This is a genomic window from Brenneria tiliae (assembly GCF_023347575.1).
Taxonomy (GTDB): domain Bacteria; phylum Pseudomonadota; class Gammaproteobacteria; order Enterobacterales; family Enterobacteriaceae; genus Brenneria; species Brenneria corticis.
This window is the reverse complement of sequence record NZ_JAKPCB010000096.1, coordinates 1-16,620: the sequence shown is the minus strand read 5'-3', so window position 1 is coordinate 16,620 and position 16,620 is coordinate 1. Positions and strand designations below refer to the sequence as shown.

Genomic DNA, 16,620 nt, shown 5'->3' with positions numbered 1-16,620 from the left:
CTATGGATAAGAAAGCAGCTCGTATCCGTCGTGCGACCCGCGCACGCCGCAAGCTCCAGGAACTGGGTGCGACGCGTTTGGTGGTACATCGTACTCCACGCCATATTTATGCGCAGGTCATCGCACCGAACGGTTCTGAAGTCCTGGTAGCCGCTTCTACTGTAGAAAAAGCTATCGCTGAGCAACTGAAGTATACCGGTAATAAAGATGCAGCTATCGCAGTAGGTAAAGCTATTGCAGAACGCGCATTGGAAAAAGGGATTAAAGACGTATCCTTTGACCGTTCCGGTTTCCAATATCATGGTCGAGTCCAGGCACTGGCAGATGCTGCCCGTGAAGCTGGCCTTCAGTTCTAAGGTAGAGGTGTAAGATGGCTCACATCGAGAAACAAGCTGGCGAACTGCAGGAAAAGCTGATCGCGGTAAATCGCGTATCTAAAACCGTTAAAGGTGGCCGTATTTTCAGCTTCACCGCACTGACTGTAGTGGGTGATGGCAACGGTCGCGTTGGTTTTGGCTACGGTAAAGCACGCGAAGTTCCGGCAGCGATCCAGAAAGCGATGGAAAAAGCCCGTCGCAATATGATGAATGTCGCGCTGAACAACGGCACCCTGCAGCACCCGGTTAAAGGTGCTCACACGGGCTCTCGTGTGTTCATGCAGCCGGCTTCCGAAGGTACCGGTATTATTGCCGGCGGTGCAATGCGCGCCGTTTTGGAAGTCGCAGGGGTACACAACGTATTGGCTAAAGCCTATGGTTCCACTAACCCGATTAACGTGGTTCGTGCAACGATTGATGGCTTGGCCAACATGAAGTCCCCGGAAATGGTCGCTGCCAAGCGTGGTAAATCCGTTGAAGAAATTCTGGGGTAATTAACCATGGCAAAGACTATTAAAATAACTCAAACCCGTAGTGCAATCGGTCGTCTGCCGAAACATAAGGCAACGCTGCTTGGCCTGGGTCTGCGTCGTATTGGTCACACCGTTGAACGTGAGGATACTCCTGCGGTTCGCGGTATGGTCAACGCGGTTTCCTATATGGTTAAAGTGGAGGAGTAACAGATGCGCTTGAATACTCTGTCTCCGGCCGAAGGCGCGAAGCATGCGCCGAAGCGTTTAGGTCGTGGTATCGGTTCTGGCCTGGGCAAAACCGGCGGTCGCGGTCACAAGGGTCAGAAGTCTCGTTCTGGCGGTGGCGTGCGCCGTGGTTTTGAAGGCGGCCAGATGCCTTTATACCGTCGTCTGCCGAAGTTCGGGTTTACTTCTCGCAAGGCTATGATCACGGCAGAAGTTCGTCTGTCCGATCTGGCTAAAGTGGAAGGCGACGTCGTTGACCTGAATACGCTGAAAGCCGCTAATGTGATTGGCATTCAGATCGAATTCGCGAAAGTGATTCTGTCTGGTGAAGTTGCTCGTCCGGTAACGATTCGTGGTCTGCGTGTCACTAAAGGTGCTCGTGCTGCTATCGAAACTGCTGGCGGTAAAATTGAGGAATAAGTAGCAGATGGCCAAACAACCAGGATTAGATTTTCAAAGTGCTAAAGGCGGAGTAGGCGAACTGAAGCGCAGACTATTGTTTGTTATCGGTGCGCTGATTGTTTTCCGTATTGGCTCTTTTATTCCGATTCCTGGTATTGATGCCACTGTGCTTGCCAAATTGCTTGAACAGCAGCGAGGCACCATCATTGAAATGTTCAACATGTTCTCTGGTGGTGCGCTCAGCCGTGCTTCTATCTTTGCCCTGGGTATCATGCCGTATATTTCGGCATCGATTATTATCCAGTTGCTGACCGTGGTTCACCCCACGCTGGCGGAAATAAAGAAAGAAGGGGAGGCTGGCCGTCGCAAGATTAGCCAGTACACCCGTTACGGTACTCTGGTATTGGCCATATTCCAGTCGATCGGTATTGCTACCGGTCTGCCGAATATGCCTGGGATGCAGGGCCTGGTGTTAAATCCGGGCTTTGCTTTCTATTTTACCGCTGTTGTAAGCCTGGTCACGGGAACCATGTTCCTGATGTGGCTGGGTGAACAGATTACGGAACGCGGTATCGGCAACGGTATTTCGATCATAATCTTCGCTGGTATCGTTGCGGGTCTGCCGCCGGCCATTGGCCATACCATCGAGCAAGCGCGGCAAGGCGACCTGCACTTCCTCCTGTTGCTGTTGGTTGCAGTTTTAGTGTTTGCAGTAACCTTCTTCGTTGTTTTCATGGAGCGTGGTCAGCGGCGTATCGTCGTCAACTATGCCAAGCGTCAACAAGGTCGTCGCGTTTATGCAGCACAGAGTACGCATTTACCGCTGAAAGTGAATATGGCGGGGGTTATCCCGGCTATCTTCGCATCCAGCATTATTCTGTTCCCGGCCACGATTGCATCCTGGTTCGGGGGCGGTACCGGTTGGAACTGGCTGACTACGATTTCGCTGTATTTGCAGCCTGGGCAACCGCTTTATGTGTTACTCTATGCGTCTGCAATCATCTTCTTCTGTTTCTTCTACACTGCGTTGGTTTTCAATCCGCGTGAAACAGCAGATAACCTGAAGAAGTCCGGTGCATTCGTGCCAGGAATTCGTCCGGGAGAGCAAACGGCGAAATATATCGATAAAGTAATGACCCGCCTTACTCTGGTAGGTGCGATGTACATTACTTTCATCTGCCTGATCCCGGAGTTCATGCGTGATGCAATGAAAGTGCCTTTCTATTTCGGCGGCACGTCATTATTGATCGTCGTTGTGGTCATCATGGACTTTATGGCTCAAGTGCAAACTCTGATGATGTCGAGTCAGTACGAGTCTGCATTGAAGAAAGCAAACCTGAAAGGCTATAACCGTTAATCAGGTGCGTTTGAGAAGTTACGGAGAGTAAAAATGAAAGTTCGTGCTTCCGTCAAGAAATTATGTCGTAACTGTAAGATTGTTAAGCGTAACGGTGTCGTTCGTGTGATCTGCAGTGCCGAGCCGAAGCATAAACAGCGTCAAGGCTGATTATCTCGCATATTTTTCTTGCAAAGTTGGGTTGAGCTGGCTAGATTAGCCAGCCAATCTTTTGTATGTAGCCGCAATACTATTTGAGTATCCTGAAAACGGGCTTTTCAGAATGGTATTGCCGTATAAAATTGTAGGAGTGCATAGTGGCCCGTATAGCAGGCATTAACATTCCTGATCATAAGCATACCGTTATCGCATTAACGGCGATCTACGGTGTCGGTAAAACTCGTTCGCAGGCCATCTGCGCTGCTTCGGGTATTGCTGAAAATGTTAAGATCAGTGAGCTGTCTGAAGAGCAAATCGATAAGCTGCGTGACGAAGTTGCCAAGTTTGTTGTTGAAGGTGACCTGCGTCGTGAAGTTACCCTGAGCATTAAGCGTCTTATGGACCTTGGTACTTATCGTGGTTTGCGTCATCGTCGTGGTCTTCCGGTTCGCGGTCAGCGTACCAAGACTAACGCCCGTACCCGTAAGGGTCCGCGCAAACCGATCAAGAAATAATCGGGGTGATTGAATAATGGCAAAGGCACCTATTCGTACACGTAAGCGTGTAAGAAAGCAAGTCTCTGACGGTGTGGCTCATGTCCATGCTTCTTTCAACAACACCATCGTTACTATTACCGATCGTCAGGGTAATGCGCTGGGTTGGGCAACTGCCGGTGGTTCCGGTTTCCGTGGTTCTCGTAAATCCACTCCGTTCGCCGCTCAGGTTGCAGCAGAGCGCTGTGCTGAAGCAGTGAAAGAGTACGGTATCAAGAACTTGGAAGTTATGGTTAAAGGACCTGGTCCGGGCCGTGAGTCTACTATCCGCGCATTGAACGCGGCTGGTTTCCGCATCACTAATATTACTGATGTGACTCCGATCCCCCATAACGGTTGTCGTCCGCCGAAAAAGCGCCGCGTATAACGCCGCTTTTAGGATTGTTGGAGAAAGAAAATGGCAAGATATTTGGGTCCTAAGCTCAAGCTGAGCCGTCGTGAAGGCACCGACCTGTTCCTGAAGTCTGGTGTTCGTGCGATCGATTCCAAGTGTAAGATTGAACAAGCTCCTGGCCAGCACGGTGCGCGTAAACCGCGTCTGTCTGACTATGGTGTGCAGTTGCGTGAAAAGCAAAAAGTTCGCCGTATTTATGGTGTTCTGGAACGCCAGTTCCGTAACTATTATAAAGAAGCCGCGCGTCTGAAAGGCAACACAGGTGCGAACCTGTTACAGCTGCTGGAAGGTCGTCTGGACAACGTAGTTTACCGTATGGGCTTCGGCGCTACTCGTGCTGAATCACGTCAGTTGGTCAGCCACAAGGCTATCATGGTAAACGGTCGCGTTGTTAGCATCGCTTCTTATCAGGTATCCCCGAATGACGTAGTCAGCATCCGTGAGAAAGCGAAAAAGCAATCTCGCGTTAAGGCCGCTCTGGAGCTGGCTGAACAGCGTGAAAAGCCAACTTGGCTGGAAGTTGATGCTGCCAAGATGGAAGGTGTGTTCAAACGTATTCCTGAACGTACCGATCTGTCTGCGGACATTAATGAACACCTGATCGTCGAGCTTTACTCCAAGTAAAGCTTAGTACCAAAGAGAGGACACAATGCAGGGTTCTGTGACAGAGTTTCTAAAACCGCGCCTGGTTGATATCGAGCAAGTCAGTTCGACGCACGCCAAGGTGACCCTTGAGCCATTAGAGCGTGGCTTCGGCCACACTCTTGGCAACGCACTGCGCCGTATTCTGCTTTCATCCATGCCAGGTTGCGCGGTGACCGAGGTTGAGATTGATGGTGTACTGCATGAGTACAGCACCAAAGAAGGCGTACAGGAAGACATCCTGGAAATCCTGCTCAACCTGAAAGGGCTGGCGGTGAGAGTTCAAGGCAAAGATGAAGTTATTCTTACCCTGAATAAATCTGGCATTGGCCCTGTGACTGCAGCCGACATCGTCCATGATGGCGATGTCGAAATCGTCAAGCCACAGCACTTGATCTGCCACCTGACCGATGAAAACGCGTCTATTAGCATGCGTATCAAAGTTCAGCGTGGTCGTGGTTATGTGCCGGCATCTGCCCGTATTCATACGGAAGAAGATGAGCGCCCGATTGGTCGTCTGTTAGTCGATGCTTGCTACAGCCCTGTAGAGCGTATTGCCTACAATGTTGAAGCGGCGCGCGTAGAACAGCGTACCGACCTGGACAAGCTGGTCATCGAAATGGAAACCAACGGCACGATCGATCCTGAAGAGGCGATCCGCCGTGCGGCTACCATTCTGGCTGAACAACTTGAAGCTTTTGTTGACCTGCGTGACGTGCGTCAACCGGAAGTTAAAGAAGAAAAACCAGAGTTCGATCCGATCCTGCTGCGCCCTGTTGACGATCTGGAATTGACTGTCCGCTCTGCTAACTGCCTCAAGGCAGAAGCTATCCACTACATCGGTGATCTGGTACAGCGTACCGAGGTTGAGCTGTTGAAAACGCCTAACCTGGGTAAAAAATCTCTTACCGAGATTAAAGACGTACTGGCTTCCCGTGGTCTGTCTCTGGGCATGCGCCTGGAAAACTGGCCGCCGGCAAGCATTGCTGATGAGTAACCAGATCGCAGGTTAAGGTTTTACTGAGAAGGATAAGGTCATGCGCCATCGTAAGAGTGGTCGTCAACTGAACCGTAACAGCAGCCATCGTCAGGCTATGTTCCGTAACATGGCTAGTTCTTTGGTTCGTCATGAGATTATCAAGACGACCCTGCCGAAAGCGAAAGAGCTGCGCCGTGTTGTTGAACCGCTGATTACTCTTGCCAAGACCGACAGCGTTGCTAATCGTCGTCTGGCATTCGCCCGTACTCGTGATAACGAGATCGTGGCAAAACTGTTTAATGAACTGGGCCCGCGTTTCGCGAGCCGTGCCGGTGGTTACACTCGTATTCTGAAGTGTGGCTTCCGTGCAGGCGACAATGCGCCGATGGCATACATCGAGCTCGTTGATCGTTCAGCGTCTCAGACAGAAGAAGTTGCTACTGCGGAGTAATCTGTAAGAGCATAAAAAAGCCGGGGAAACCCGGTTTTTTTATGCCTTGAATTCGGCTAACCTTTAAGCGTACGCGGTTTAAGGGGGAATGATGTGGTTGATTGACGAACTGGCGGAACGCCATATCGCGCTTGCCCTGCAGCAGGGGCAGTTTGACAATTTACCGGGTAGCGGCCAGCCCTTGACGCTTGACGATGACAGCGGCGTACCGCCCGAGCTTCGGGTCGCCTACCGGCTGCTGAAAAATGCCGGCTGTTTGCCGCTGGAACTTGAAGAGCGCAAAGAGGCGCTGCAGCTATCCGATCTGCTGGAAAATATTTCTCGCCAGTCTCCACAATATGAAGCGCTTTCACGCCGCTTTCGCTTGCTTGAGCTACGCCTGCAGCAGCGGGGCGTCAATACCGACTTTTTACACGCGGACTATTCCGCATCGTTAAAACAGGCATTTGATTCTCGCTAAGTTCCCCTGGCTCATCTGTACCACCGCCAGATTCTCCTCTATACTCACACGCGTTCTATTTACAGCACATCATGAGAGGTATATATGACCGGCTATCGTCATAAACGGGGTAAAATTCAGGACAATGCCATTGAAGCATTGCTGCACGACCCGCTATTCCGTCAACGGATTGAGGTGAACAGCAAGGGAAAAGGGAGTTACCGTAGAAAAGACAAACATGCAAAGAAGGGAAACTGGGAGGCCAGCGGTAAGCAATCAAAAGATTCTTTACCGCTGGCCTTTTTGTTTGCTTGGCTGAAAACGCCGTTGCACAATGGACTAGTTAATTGATTTACAGTTTAGGCTGTTGCTGATTTTTCAGCAGGTCGCGTATTTCCGTCAATAATGTCTCTTCAGCGCTAGGTTTAGGCGGTGCGGCCGGCGCATCTTCCTGTTTACGGCGCATTTTGTTCATCAGTTTAATCGCCATGAAAATAGCGAATGCGACAATGACGAAGTCAAAAATATTCTGAATAAAAACGCCGTAGTGCATAATTACCGCGGGTATGTCGCCTTGGGCATCACGTAAAACCAAACTGAATTGTTTGAAATCCACGCCGCCGATAAGCAGTCCCAGAGGGGGCATTATAATATCGGATACCAGCGATGAAACGATTTTACCGAAGGCGGCGCCGATAATTACACCGACCGCCAGATCGACAACATTTCCCCGCATGGCAAATTCGCGGAATTCTTTAATAATACTCATAACCACTCTCCTTGATAAAAAGATAAATTAATTTTAACAAATAGTTTTATATTTGCCATATAACCTGGTGATAGTTAAACAACTTATCTTCTTTTTCATTACAAGAAGAACGGGCTTGGCTGGAATAAACGTTCCACATCCGGCACAAATTTCTTGTCGGTTAAGAACATAATGATGTGGTCGCCCTGCTCGATACGGGTATTGTCGTTGGCGATAATGACGTCATCGCCGCGCACCACCGCGCCAATCGTGGTGCCGGGCGGCAGTTTTATATCCTCCACCATGCGTCCGACCACTTTTGAGGTGTCTTCGTCGCCGTGGGCGATGGCTTCGATTGCCTCTGCGGCGCCCCTGCGCAGGGAGGAGACGCTGACAATATCCGCTTTACGCACGTGGCTTAATAGCGCGGAGATCGTGGCCTGCTGCGGAGAGATGGCGACATCAATGACGCTGCCCTGAACCAAATCGACGTAAGCGCGGCGCTGAATCAGCACCATGGCTTTCTTTGCCCCCATCCGCTTGGCCAGCATGGCCGACATAATGTTGGCTTCGTCATCATTGGTAATGGCGATAAATACATCCATCTGCTCGATATGCTCTTCAGCGAGCAGCTCCTGGTCCGAGGCATCGCCGTGAAACACGATGGTATCCTGCAATAACTCGGCAAGCTCGGCCGCTCGCTCCGCGTTATGTTCTATCAGTTTAATGCTGTAATCTTTTTCCAACCGTTGCGCCAGCCCGGCTCCCACGTTTCCTCCGCCCACGATCATGATGCGTTTATAGGGGTTCTCCAGCCGTTGCAGTTCGCTCATCACGGCGCGGATATTCTGTGATGCGGCAACAAAAAAGACTTCATCTCCGGCTTCGATAACGGTAGAACCCTGGGGACGGATGGGGCGATCGTGACGGAAAATAGCGGCAACGCGCGTTTCTATATGCGGTATATGTTCACGAATCGATGACAGGGCGTTACCGACCAAAGGGCCGCCATAGTAGGCGTTTACCGCGGCAATGCTGACTTTTCCCTGGGCGAAATTGACCACCTGAAGCGCGCCGGGATATTCAATCAGCTTGTAAATATTGTCGATAACCAATTGTTCAGGCGAGATTAAATGATCGATAGGCACGGCTTCGGGCAGAAAAAGATGCTCGGATTCGCGGATATACTCGGCCGATCGGATGCGCGCGATACGGTTTGGCGTATTGAAAAGCGAATAGGCAATCTGGCAGGCAACCATATTGGTTTCATCGGAATTGGTGACCGCAACCAGCATATCCGCGTCTTCCGCGCCCGCTTCGCGCAATACCCGAGGGTGGGAGGCATAGCCGGCGATCACGCGCAGATCAAATTTATCCTGAAGCTGACGTAAACGGGTGGTATCGGTGTCGACAACGGTAATGTCGTTGTTTTCACCGGCCAGGTTTTCCGCCAGCGTGCCGCCTACCTGACCCGCGCCAAGAATAATAATCTTCATAATCCATTCTGCCGTATGTGTTGTTGCCGCAAGGCGTTAGACAATACTGGAGGCAATATCAGTTTTTTACCAGCTTGGCGTAGAAGAAACCATCGCCGTCATCCGGACCGGGGAGTTTCTGGATGCCGGGCCGTTGCGGCGAGCCGGTGCCGACCAGCGCGGCGTCGGCATGACGCGCAAGGAAGTCGGCTACCTGCTGCTGGTTCTCTTCCGGCATGATTGAGCAGGTGGCATAGACTAGGGTTCCGCCCGGTTTGAGATAGGGCCAGACGGCTTCCAGAATCTCTTTTTGCAACAGCGCCAGTTCGGCGATATCGCTGTCGCGCCGTAACCATTTAATATCCGGATGCCGGCGGACCACGCCCGTCGCGGAGCAGGGCGCATCCAGCAGAATACGGTCGAAAATGCGGCCCTGGCTCCAGCTTTCGGGCTGACGCCCGTCGCCGAGAACCACTTCCGCATGGAGTTGCAGACGCTGTAAATTCTCTCTTATCCGGCTCAGCCTTGACTCGTCGATATCCACCGCCAAGACCTGCGATTGCGGAGCGGCTTCCAGAATATGGGTGGTTTTACCGCCGGGCGCCGCGCAAAGATCGAGAATAGATTCGCCATTGTGCGGATCCAGCCAGTATACGCAGCCCTGCGCCGAGGCATCCTGGACCGTCGCCCAGCCCTGTTCGAACCCCGGAAGCAGGTTGACGGCGCAGGGGACGGCGAGACGAATGGCGTCGGGATAATCAGTGTGCGGCACCGCTTCAATACCTTGCTGCTTAAGCAGGGCGAGGTACGCCTCGCGGCTATGATGCAGCCGGTTGACGCGCAGCCACATCGGCGGGCGCTGATTATTGGCGTCGACAATCTGCTGCCAGTTGTCGGGATAGGCGTTTTTAATCCGGGTCAGCAGCCAGCCCGGATGCAGATAGCGTACGGGATTATTCGCCGCGCGCGCCAGCAGCTCGTCCTGCTGGCGTTGAAACTGACGCAACACGCCGTTAATCAGCCCCTTCAACTGCGGGCGTTTCAGGGCGATGGCGCCTTCCACGGTTTCCGCCAGCGCCGCGTGCGCCGGGATACGGGTATACAGCAGTTGATACATGCCTACCATGATCAGGTAGTGCAGCGGCCGCTGCTTACCCGTCAATGGCTTGGCCATCAACTGCTGAATAAACCACTCCAACTGCGGCAACACGCGCAGTACACCAAAGCAAAGCTCCTGCAATAGCGCGCGATCCTTGTCAGAGATATCTCGCTGACAGGCGGGCAATAAGGTGCTGAGCGATTGTCCGTGATCCACTACTTGCCCTACCACTTTAGCGGCAATACTGCGAAGGTTATATGAGCTTTTCATTTGTTAGCGACTACGTAAGAGATAGGGTTTACCGGCGGGTATCGCCGGCATTAAACCGCGTTTAGGCCAGAACATTGCCGGGAGTAAACCATTCACGCCGCGAGTTGAGCAGATCCTGGACCTTCATCACTTTTTTACCGGCCGGCTGTAACTCAAGAATGGTGAACACGCCGTCTGACGTGGCGACCTGGATGCCGTTTTTATCGGCGTGCAAAATGGTGCCGGGCAGTGCGTGATGATCCCCGGCGATCGCTGCGCTTTTCCACACCTTAACCGGCTGTTCGTCGACGACAAAATAACTTACCGGCCAAGGATTGAACGCCCGCACGCAGCGCTCAAGCTGTAACGCGGAAAGTTGCCAGTCGAGGCGGGACTCTTCCTTGCTGAGCTTTTCCGCGTAGGTCGCCAGGGCGTCGTCCTGAGCCTCGGGCGCGGCCTTACCGTCAGCCAGCTGCGCCAGCGTTTCCAGTAGTCCGCGGGGGCCAAGCTCCGCCAGCTTGCTGTATAACGTGGCGCTGGTATCGCCGGCAAGAATCGGACAGGCGATCTTGTGCAGCATGGCGCCGGTATCAAGCCCGGCGTCCATCTGCATGATCGTCACGCCGGTGCTTTGATCGCCCGCCCACAGCGCGCGCTGAATCGGCGCGGCTCCGCGCCAGCGCGGCAGTAGAGAACCGTGCACGTTGATACAGCCGAGGCGCGGCATATTCAGAACCGTCTGGGGCAAAATCAGTCCGTAAGCGACCACCACCATGACATCGGCCTGCAGGGCTTCCACCATCTCCTGGCCTGCGGTCTGACGCAGCGATTTGGGCTGATACACCGGAATATCGTGCTGTTCCGCCAGCGCTTTCACCGGGCTGGCGGTTAACTTGTTACCCCGGCCGGCCGGCCTGTCCGGCTGAGTGAAAACCCCCACCACCTGATGCCCGGAGGAGAGGAGCGCCTCCAGGTGGCGGGCGGCGAAGTCGGGTGTACCGGCAAAGATAATGCGTAAAGAATCAGACACGTTGTTTCCTGTCAGGAAGATAAACCCTTAATCCCGGCCGTTTAGCCTGGCCATTTTTTCCAGTTTTTGGCGGATTCTCTGGCGTTTCAGAGAGGAAAGATAATCAATAAACAACTTCCCGACCAGATGGTCCATTTCATGCTGAATACAGATGGCTAGCAGACCGTCAGCTTCCAGTTCGAAGGTATTGCCTTCCCGATCCAGCGCCCGTACTTTCACGCGTTCGGCGCGCGGCACCAGCGCCCGGGTTTCCGGGATCGACAAACATCCCTCTTCGATACCGGTATCGCCGCTTTTTTCAAGCAGCTCGGGATTAATCAGCACCAGCCGCTGGTCGCGGTTTTCTGAAACATCGATAACAATAATACGCTGATGAATATCCACCTGGGTGGCGGCCAGACCAATGCCTTCTTCTTCATACATGGTATCGAACATATCATCGACGATACGCTGAATGTCCGCAGTGACTTCTTTTACGGGCTGCGCCTTGATGCGAAGCCGCTCGTCCGGAAAATGTAATACGTGCAAAACTGACATATATATTTAGATCTGTATCCGAGGGGTGAAAGAGTATCTGTCCCTATTCTAGACATTTCCCGCACCGATTGACAGCATCGGCAGTTAATTGCCGGAGCAACCTGACCCGGCGGAATAAGGGACGCGCAATGTTATCAACGGAAATCTGGCTGCGCCTGATGGGAGTGAGATACTTGGGGGCCAGACGGGCCGGAGCAATGGCCGGAGAACTTATTGCCATGGGGGATTACGGCAAAAGCGCTTTAATGTCTCTGGGCATGACTGACGTCCAGGCAGAACAGTTCCAACGCTTTGATCGGAAAATAGTGGAAGAAACGCTGTGCTGGCTGTCGCAGCCCGATCGCCATATGGTGACCTGCGTTGATAAAAGATATCCGTTTTTGCTCGCCAATATCAGTTCCCCTCCGCTGTTGCTGTTTGTGGCAGGCGATCCCGCTTTACTGGCTTCGCCGCAAATCGCTATCGTCGGCAGCCGCAGTAACAGCGCCTATGGCGAGCAGTGGGGGCAGTTCTTTGCGCAGGAACTGGCGGTAAATAACCTGACTATCACCAGCGGGCTGGCGGTCGGGATCGATGGCATCGCGCACCGGGCGTCACTCGATGCCGGAGGAAAGACGGTCGCGGTGTTAGGCAGCGGGTTGGCTCATATCTACCCCAGGCGTCATCAGCGGCTTGCCGAGCGCATTCTCGAACAGGGCGGCGCAGTGGTGTCCGAATTCCCGCTGGCGACACGGCCATTGCCGACGAACTTTCCAAGAAGAAATCGCATTATCAGCGGGTTGAGTCTGGGCGTACTGGTGGTTGAGGCATCCATGCGCAGCGGGTCGCTGGTGACGGCCCGCTATGCGTTGGAACAGGGGCGGGAAGTGTTTGCCTTACCCGGGCCGATAGGTAACCCGATGACGCAGGGAACGCACTGGCTGATTCAACAGGGCGCCTACCTTGTCACCCATCCTAAAAATATCGTCGAACAGTTAATGAGCGAGCTGCAATGGCTTCCTGCAGCGGCGGATCAAACTATTTCTGCCGTGGAAGAGGATGTTGAATTGCCATTTGCTGATGTGTTGGCTAACGTAGGGGATGAGGTTACACCCGTTGACGTTGTCGCTGAACGTGCCGGCCAACCTGTGCCAGAGATAGTGGGTAAGCTATTGGAACTGGAGTTAGCAGGATGGATCGCAGCAGTACCCGGCGGCTATGTCCGATTAAGGAGGGCAGGCCATGTTCGACGTACTCATGTACTTGTTTGAAACATATATCCACAATGAAACTGAAATGCGTGTCGATCAGGATTCGTTGACTGATGACCTCACCCGCGCTGGATTTGACCGTAATGATATCTACAGCGCGCTGAATTGGCTGGAAAAACTGGCTGACATACAGGAAGGGCAGAGCACGCCGCTCAATCTGGCGCACGATCCGCTGGCGATGCGCATCTATACGCAGGATGAAGAGCTGTGTCTTGATGCGGAGTGCCGTGGTTTTTTATTATTTCTCGAACAGATCCAGGTCTTGAATCTGGAAACGCGCGAGATGGTGATCGACCGGGTGATGGCGCTTGAAACACAAGATTTCGATCTGGAAGATCTTAAATGGGTCATTCTGATGGTGCTTTTCAATGTTCCCGGGTGTGAGAACGCTTACCAGCAAATGGAAGAGCTTTTGTTTGAGGAAAACGACGGTTATGTGCAATAGCCTGGAGTGTAGTAGGTAAGGAATGGCTAAAACCGTACTTTTTGCCGACAAGAAACAAGAGCTTTGCCCGGAATGCGGGTCGGTGCTGATTATCCGTTCCGGCCGGCACGGGCCTTTTCTTGGCTGCTCGCGTTACCCTGAATGTGAATTTATTCGTCCGCTAAAGGCACAGGCGGACGGTCACGTGGTCAAGGTGCTGGATGGACAGCTCTGCCCGCGCTGCCAGTCGACTTTGGTGCTGAGGCAAGGGCGCTACGGCATGTTTATCGGCTGTGAAAATTATCCGCAGTGTAATCACACTGAGGTGATCGATCGCCCTGATGAAACCGCGTTGAGCTGTCCGCAATGCCGTAAGGGAACGCTGCTACAGCGCAAGTCGCGCTATGGCAAAGTGTTTCATGCCTGCTCGCGTTACCCTGAGTGCCAGTTTACGCTTAATAACAAACCGGTAGACGGGGAGTGTCCCCACTGCGGCTATCCTTTACTTATCGAAAAGAAAACGGCGAAGGGCATGATGCTGTTTTGCGCCAGCAAATTATGTGGAAAGCCGGCCACGGCCGAAGTTGATAACAATGAATAATGTCTCTGATGATTTACTGGTTCCTGTATTGCAGGCGCTGCGCAACGAAGAAGTCATCGCCTATCCCACCGAAGCGGTATTTGGCCTGGGGTGCGATCCGGATAGTGAAACGGCGGTAAACCGTTTATTGGCGCTAAAACAGCGTTCGTGGCGCAAGGGGCTGATTCTGATTGCCGCCGATTATCAGCAACTGGCGCCGTATGTGGACGATAGCGAGCTGTCCGACGCGCAAAAAAACGCCATGTTTTCCAGTTGGCCCGGGCCCGTTACCTGGGTTATTCCGGCCAGACCCACCACGCCAACGTGGCTGACCGGGCAATTTAGCTCGCTGGCGGTGCGGGTCAGCGCCCATCCATTGGTGAAAAAATTGTGTGTCGGTTATGGCAAGCCGCTGGTTTCAACCAGCGCCAATTTGAGCGGCCTGCCGCCTTGTCGTTCGGAGCAGGAAATCCATCAGCAGTTTGGCGCTGATTTTCCCGTCCTGCGCGGACAGGTAGGTGGAAGGGTAAACCCTTCCGAGATTAGAGATGTTTTAACCGGTAAACTGTTGCGCCAGGGCTAACCTGGAGATTGGAGAGTTGGGTGTCTGAGATAATGTCTTTTGCTGTTTTTGGTAATCCAATTGCGCACAGTAAGTCACCGCGTATACATGAGTTGTTTGCTTCTCAGACGGGCATTGCGCTGAATTATCAGCGCATACTGGCGCCCGTGGATAATTTTGAAGCGGAGTTGCATCGTTATTTCAGCGAGGGAGCCAGCGGGGCGAATATCACGGCGCCGTTTAAAGAGCGGGCTTTTGCCGTGGCGGATGAACGCAGCGAACGAGCGTCGCTTGCCGGCGCCGTTAATACCTTAAAGAAACTGAGCGACGGACGTCTATTTGGCGATAACACCGACGGCATCGGTTTATTAAGCGATCTGCAGCGGCTGAGCCTGGTTAAGCCAGGGGATCGCGTTTTACTGCTTGGTGCGGGCGGCGCGGCGCGCGGGGTTATTCAGCCATTGCTGACTTATGGCTGCTCGGTCGTTTTGGCTAACAGGACGTTTTCCAGAGCTGATGGATTAGTACAACTCTTTCGCTCCGTCGGCGATATCCGTGCAATGAGGTTTGATCAATTATCAGGGCAGGCTTTTGATCTGGTGATCAATGCCACCTCATCCGGGATATATGACAGCGTTCCCACGATACCCGCCGAACTGATCGCTGCCGATACGCGCTGTTATGACATGTTTTATTTGTCTGAGATGACGCCGTTTTTAGCATGGTGCGTACAGCATGGCGCGGTTAAATACGCCGACGGTCTGGGCATGCTTGTCGGTCAGGCGGCGCACGCCTTTAAACTCTGGCATGGCGTAATGCCGGATGTGAATCCGGTGATTGAGACGCTTAAGCGGGAGCTGGCGCGGTGAACCAGGCGATTCAATTCCCGGATCGTGAAAGCTGGGACGATGAGCGTCAAACGATCCGTTTTCCGGTATTGGTTAACGGCTTCCAGCAGGATTGCCTTATCAGCGCGCAACAGATGCGGCAGCGCTACGGCGGCGCCACCCCTGAACAGTGGCTATCGCTGTTCAGGGAGAATCGCTGGGATCTGGAAGAGGTGATGGAAAAAATGGTGCTGAATGATGAATACGATAGTCAGGGCTGTTTTTCGTTGTTCTGATCGAGGTATTCATTTTTCCAGCGCACATAGTTATCGGCGGAATAGATAAGGCCTTCGATCTCTTCCGGCGTCAGCGGGCGGATTTTTTTCGCCGGGCTGCCGAGATACAGGTAGCCGCTCTCCAGACGTTTTCCCGGAGCGACAAGACTACCGGCGCCGATCATCACGTCATCTTCAACAACGGCGCCATCAAGAAGGATGGATCCCATACCGACCAGCACGCGATTGCCGATGGTGCATCCGTGTAACATGGCTTTATGTCCCACCGTGACGTCTTCCCCGATGATTAGCGGATTGCCCGCCGGGTTTTTTTCTGAACTATGGGTGATGTGCAGTACGGAACCGTCCTGAATATTACTTCTCGCGCCAATATCTATATAGTTTACATCGCCACGGATCGCGACCAGAGGCCAGATGCCGACATCGTCGCCGAGGGTGACTTTACCTATGACCACGCTCGATGGGTCAATCATGACGTTTTCACCAATAACAGGAAACGACCCTTTGTAGCCGCGAACGATTCCAGATCCCATTAAAACCCCCTTATTAACAGACAACGTAATATGAAGCGGTAGATAAAATATCGACGGATAGACGGTGACCCTAAGCTGAAAGTAACCTCGATCGAACAAGATCTCAACGAAAGGGTTGAAAAATACGCGAACGGAAAAAAAGATCGAGAAAGGGGTTGTGTAACGAGACGGGATCCCTATAATGCGCCTCCATCGACACGGCGCTGCGAATGCAAACCGGGTCGATAAGCAAGAGGAAAAGCTTAAAATAAGCATTGACTCTGCAAGAGGAAAGCGTAATATACGCCACCTCGCGTTAGCGGCTCAGGCCACGACGCACTGCTCTTTAACAATTTAATCAGACAATCTGTGTGGGCACTCACAAGACGATATCCGCAAACGATATAAAAAGTCTTGAAGAGTGACTGACAGTAAATTCATTACGAATAAACAGTTATTAATTCTTTGAGCATGCTATTAACGTAGCGAATCAAACAAATCTTAAATTGAAGAGTTTGATCATGGCTCAGATTGAACGCTGGCGGCAGGCCTAACACATGCAAGTCGAGCGGTAGCACAAAGGAGCTTGCTCCTTGGGTG

General features: G+C 52.6%; 25 protein-coding genes and 1 rRNA gene. 20 read left to right on the top strand and 6 right to left on the bottom strand.

Translation table 11 applies throughout. The features are described 5' to 3' along the window. Positions 1–2: 2 nt before the first annotated feature. The 13 genes from rplR to MFP24_RS09935 all read left to right on the top strand — a co-directional run bounded on the left by rplR (position 3) and on the right by MFP24_RS09935 (position 6,782). The gene (rplR, locus tag MFP24_RS09995; protein ID WP_009111214.1) at positions 3–356 is read left to right on the top strand and encodes a 50S ribosomal protein L18; all 354 of its coding nucleotides are present in this window, start codon (positions 3–5) and stop codon (positions 354–356) included. 14 nt (positions 357–370) lie between these two features. Beyond that, positions 371–871, top strand: a complete 501-nt coding sequence (gene rpsE / locus MFP24_RS09990) for a 30S ribosomal protein S5 (RefSeq protein ID WP_005970257.1) — start codon at positions 371–373, stop codon at positions 869–871. A gap of 6 nt (positions 872–877) precedes the next feature. Next, positions 878–1,057 carry a 50S ribosomal protein L30 gene (gene rpmD, locus MFP24_RS09985; protein WP_004846568.1) on the top strand — a complete coding sequence of 60 codons (180 nt, stop codon included), beginning with the start codon at positions 878–880 and terminating at the stop codon, positions 1,055–1,057. A 3-nt stretch (positions 1,058–1,060) separates the two neighbouring features. Beyond that, positions 1,061–1,495: a 50S ribosomal protein L15 gene (rplO, locus tag MFP24_RS09980; RefSeq protein ID WP_009111215.1), complete on the top strand. Its 435-nt coding sequence runs from the start codon at positions 1,061–1,063 to the stop codon at positions 1,493–1,495. A gap of 7 nt (positions 1,496–1,502) precedes the next feature. Continuing rightward, positions 1,503–2,834 carry a preprotein translocase subunit SecY gene (secY, locus tag MFP24_RS09975; protein ID WP_009111216.1) on the top strand — a complete coding sequence of 444 codons (1,332 nt, stop codon included), beginning with the start codon at positions 1,503–1,505 and terminating at the stop codon, positions 2,832–2,834. A gap of 33 nt (positions 2,835–2,867) precedes the next feature. Continuing rightward, positions 2,868–2,984 (top strand): 50S ribosomal protein L36, encoded by a 117-nt coding sequence (gene rpmJ, locus MFP24_RS09970; RefSeq protein ID WP_002227352.1) that lies wholly within the window; start codon positions 2,868–2,870, stop codon positions 2,982–2,984. 146 nt (positions 2,985–3,130) lie between these two features. Then, positions 3,131–3,487: a 30S ribosomal protein S13 gene (gene rpsM / locus MFP24_RS09965; RefSeq protein ID WP_009111217.1), complete on the top strand. Its 357-nt coding sequence runs from the start codon at positions 3,131–3,133 to the stop codon at positions 3,485–3,487. Between the two features lie 16 nt (positions 3,488–3,503). After that, entirely contained in the window at positions 3,504–3,893 is a 390-nt protein-coding gene (gene rpsK, locus MFP24_RS09960; RefSeq protein ID WP_121576367.1) for a 30S ribosomal protein S11, read from the top strand. A 30-nt stretch (positions 3,894–3,923) separates the two neighbouring features. After that, the gene (gene rpsD / locus MFP24_RS09955) at positions 3,924–4,544 is read left to right on the top strand and encodes a 30S ribosomal protein S4 (protein WP_249230424.1); all 621 of its coding nucleotides are present in this window, start codon (positions 3,924–3,926) and stop codon (positions 4,542–4,544) included. Between the two features lie 25 nt (positions 4,545–4,569). Further along, positions 4,570–5,559, top strand: coding sequence for a DNA-directed RNA polymerase subunit alpha (locus tag MFP24_RS09950; RefSeq protein WP_132459359.1), 990 nt, complete (start codon positions 4,570–4,572; stop codon positions 5,557–5,559). Between the two features lie 40 nt (positions 5,560–5,599). Then, positions 5,600–5,992 (top strand): 50S ribosomal protein L17, encoded by a 393-nt coding sequence (gene rplQ, locus MFP24_RS09945; RefSeq protein ID WP_009111220.1) that lies wholly within the window; start codon positions 5,600–5,602, stop codon positions 5,990–5,992. 91 nt (positions 5,993–6,083) lie between these two features. Then, entirely contained in the window at positions 6,084–6,452 is a 369-nt protein-coding gene (locus MFP24_RS09940) for a DnaJ family domain-containing protein (protein WP_249230626.1), read from the top strand. A gap of 84 nt (positions 6,453–6,536) precedes the next feature. Continuing rightward, complete coding sequence (locus MFP24_RS09935) at positions 6,537–6,782, top strand: alternative ribosome-rescue factor A (RefSeq protein ID WP_249230423.1); 246 nt, start codon at positions 6,537–6,539, stop codon at positions 6,780–6,782. A gap of 1 nt (position 6,783) precedes the next feature. Here the strand turns inward: MFP24_RS09935 and mscL are convergent, their stop codons facing one another. The 5 genes from mscL to def all read right to left on the bottom strand — a co-directional run bounded on the left by mscL (position 6,784) and on the right by def (position 11,569). Continuing rightward, positions 6,784–7,200 carry a large-conductance mechanosensitive channel protein MscL gene (gene mscL, locus MFP24_RS09930; protein ID WP_249230422.1) on the bottom strand — a complete coding sequence of 139 codons (417 nt, stop codon included), beginning with the start codon at positions 7,198–7,200 and terminating at the stop codon, positions 6,784–6,786. Positions 7,201–7,298: 98 nt separating this feature from the next. Next, on the bottom strand, positions 7,299–8,675 hold the full coding sequence (trkA, locus tag MFP24_RS09925; protein ID WP_249230421.1) for a Trk system potassium transporter TrkA: 1,377 nt from the start codon (positions 8,673–8,675) through the stop codon (positions 7,299–7,301). Positions 8,676–8,733: 58 nt separating this feature from the next. Then, positions 8,734–10,023, bottom strand: coding sequence for a 16S rRNA (cytosine(967)-C(5))-methyltransferase RsmB (gene rsmB, locus MFP24_RS09920; protein WP_249230420.1), 1,290 nt, complete (start codon positions 10,021–10,023; stop codon positions 8,734–8,736). 61 nt (positions 10,024–10,084) lie between these two features. Then, positions 10,085–11,032, bottom strand: a complete 948-nt coding sequence (gene fmt, locus MFP24_RS09915) for a methionyl-tRNA formyltransferase (RefSeq protein ID WP_249230419.1) — start codon at positions 11,030–11,032, stop codon at positions 10,085–10,087. A 27-nt stretch (positions 11,033–11,059) separates the two neighbouring features. Further along, positions 11,060–11,569, bottom strand: coding sequence for a peptide deformylase (def, locus tag MFP24_RS09910; RefSeq protein ID WP_249230418.1), 510 nt, complete (start codon positions 11,567–11,569; stop codon positions 11,060–11,062). A gap of 128 nt (positions 11,570–11,697) precedes the next feature. On the opposite strand from def, the gene dprA reads away from it, so the two are divergent. Genes dprA through MFP24_RS09880 form a run of 6 tightly spaced genes read left to right on the top strand, consistent with a single transcriptional unit; the run spans position 11,698 to position 15,508 of the window. Further along, positions 11,698–12,819 carry a DNA-protecting protein DprA gene (dprA, locus tag MFP24_RS09905; RefSeq protein ID WP_249230417.1) on the top strand — a complete coding sequence of 374 codons (1,122 nt, stop codon included), beginning with the start codon at positions 11,698–11,700 and terminating at the stop codon, positions 12,817–12,819. After that, positions 12,791–13,264, top strand: a complete 474-nt coding sequence (locus MFP24_RS09900; RefSeq protein ID WP_249230416.1) for a DUF494 family protein — start codon at positions 12,791–12,793, stop codon at positions 13,262–13,264. The genes dprA and MFP24_RS09900 overlap by 29 nt, the downstream gene beginning before the upstream one ends. Before the next feature lie 22 nt (positions 13,265–13,286). After that, positions 13,287–13,844, top strand: a complete 558-nt coding sequence (locus MFP24_RS09895; RefSeq protein WP_249230415.1) for a DNA topoisomerase family protein — start codon at positions 13,287–13,289, stop codon at positions 13,842–13,844. Next, positions 13,837–14,406, top strand: a complete 570-nt coding sequence (tsaC, locus tag MFP24_RS09890; RefSeq protein ID WP_249230414.1) for an L-threonylcarbamoyladenylate synthase type 1 TsaC — start codon at positions 13,837–13,839, stop codon at positions 14,404–14,406. Before MFP24_RS09895 ends, tsaC begins: the two co-directional genes overlap by 8 nt. A 20-nt stretch (positions 14,407–14,426) precedes the next feature. Continuing rightward, positions 14,427–15,254: a shikimate dehydrogenase gene (gene aroE / locus MFP24_RS09885; RefSeq protein WP_249230413.1), complete on the top strand. Its 828-nt coding sequence runs from the start codon at positions 14,427–14,429 to the stop codon at positions 15,252–15,254. Continuing rightward, the gene (locus tag MFP24_RS09880) at positions 15,251–15,508 is read left to right on the top strand and encodes a DUF1488 family protein (protein ID WP_136168710.1); all 258 of its coding nucleotides are present in this window, start codon (positions 15,251–15,253) and stop codon (positions 15,506–15,508) included. The genes aroE and MFP24_RS09880 overlap by 4 nt, the downstream gene beginning before the upstream one ends. On the opposite strand, the gene MFP24_RS09875 is transcribed toward MFP24_RS09880, so the two are convergent. Next, the gene (locus MFP24_RS09875) at positions 15,484–16,041 is read right to left on the bottom strand and encodes a gamma carbonic anhydrase family protein (RefSeq protein WP_009111234.1); all 558 of its coding nucleotides are present in this window, start codon (positions 16,039–16,041) and stop codon (positions 15,484–15,486) included. The two genes, MFP24_RS09880 and MFP24_RS09875, sit on opposite strands and share 25 nt — an antisense overlap. Before the next feature lie 482 nt (positions 16,042–16,523). On the opposite strand from MFP24_RS09875, the gene MFP24_RS09870 reads away from it, so the two are divergent. Beyond that, positions 16,524–16,620: ribosomal RNA gene (locus tag MFP24_RS09870) — 16S ribosomal RNA — on the top strand; the annotation flags it as partial.

What these genes read in the sequence shown, in the direction of transcription:
- rplR (WP_009111214.1), top strand. Translation starts at nt 3, where the DNA reads ATGGATAAGAAAGCAGCTCGTATCCGTCGTGCGACCCGCGCACGCCGC.
- rpsE (WP_005970257.1), top strand. Translation starts at nt 371, where the DNA reads ATGGCTCACATCGAGAAACAAGCTGGCGAACTGCAGGAAAAGCTGATC.
- rpmD (WP_004846568.1), top strand. Translation starts at nt 878, where the DNA reads ATGGCAAAGACTATTAAAATAACTCAAACCCGTAGTGCAATCGGTCGT.
- rplO (WP_009111215.1), top strand. Translation starts at nt 1,061, where the DNA reads ATGCGCTTGAATACTCTGTCTCCGGCCGAAGGCGCGAAGCATGCGCCG.
- secY (WP_009111216.1), top strand. Translation starts at nt 1,503, where the DNA reads ATGGCCAAACAACCAGGATTAGATTTTCAAAGTGCTAAAGGCGGAGTA.
- rpmJ (WP_002227352.1), top strand. Translation starts at nt 2,868, where the DNA reads ATGAAAGTTCGTGCTTCCGTCAAGAAATTATGTCGTAACTGTAAGATT.
- rpsK (WP_121576367.1), top strand. Translation starts at nt 3,504, where the DNA reads ATGGCAAAGGCACCTATTCGTACACGTAAGCGTGTAAGAAAGCAAGTC.
- rpsD (WP_249230424.1), top strand. Translation starts at nt 3,924, where the DNA reads ATGGCAAGATATTTGGGTCCTAAGCTCAAGCTGAGCCGTCGTGAAGGC.
- MFP24_RS09950 (WP_132459359.1), top strand. Translation starts at nt 4,570, where the DNA reads ATGCAGGGTTCTGTGACAGAGTTTCTAAAACCGCGCCTGGTTGATATC.
- rplQ (WP_009111220.1), top strand. Translation starts at nt 5,600, where the DNA reads ATGCGCCATCGTAAGAGTGGTCGTCAACTGAACCGTAACAGCAGCCAT.
- MFP24_RS09940 (WP_249230626.1), top strand. Translation starts at nt 6,084, where the DNA reads ATGTGGTTGATTGACGAACTGGCGGAACGCCATATCGCGCTTGCCCTG.
- MFP24_RS09935 (WP_249230423.1), top strand. Translation starts at nt 6,537, where the DNA reads ATGACCGGCTATCGTCATAAACGGGGTAAAATTCAGGACAATGCCATT.
- mscL (WP_249230422.1), bottom strand. Translation starts at nt 7,200, where the DNA reads ATGAGTATTATTAAAGAATTCCGCGAATTTGCCATGCGGGGAAATGTT.
- trkA (WP_249230421.1), bottom strand. Translation starts at nt 8,675, where the DNA reads ATGAAGATTATTATTCTTGGCGCGGGTCAGGTAGGCGGCACGCTGGCG.
- rsmB (WP_249230420.1), bottom strand. Translation starts at nt 10,023, where the DNA reads ATGAAAAGCTCATATAACCTTCGCAGTATTGCCGCTAAAGTGGTAGGG.
- def (WP_249230418.1), bottom strand. Translation starts at nt 11,569, where the DNA reads ATGTCAGTTTTGCACGTATTACATTTTCCGGACGAGCGGCTTCGCATC.
- dprA (WP_249230417.1), top strand. Translation starts at nt 11,698, where the DNA reads ATGTTATCAACGGAAATCTGGCTGCGCCTGATGGGAGTGAGATACTTG.
- MFP24_RS09900 (WP_249230416.1), top strand. Translation starts at nt 12,791, where the DNA reads ATGTTCGACGTACTCATGTACTTGTTTGAAACATATATCCACAATGAA.
- MFP24_RS09895 (WP_249230415.1), top strand. Translation starts at nt 13,287, where the DNA reads ATGGCTAAAACCGTACTTTTTGCCGACAAGAAACAAGAGCTTTGCCCG.
- tsaC (WP_249230414.1), top strand. Translation starts at nt 13,837, where the DNA reads ATGAATAATGTCTCTGATGATTTACTGGTTCCTGTATTGCAGGCGCTG.
- MFP24_RS09875 (WP_009111234.1), bottom strand. Translation starts at nt 16,041, where the DNA reads ATGGGATCTGGAATCGTTCGCGGCTACAAAGGGTCGTTTCCTGTTATT.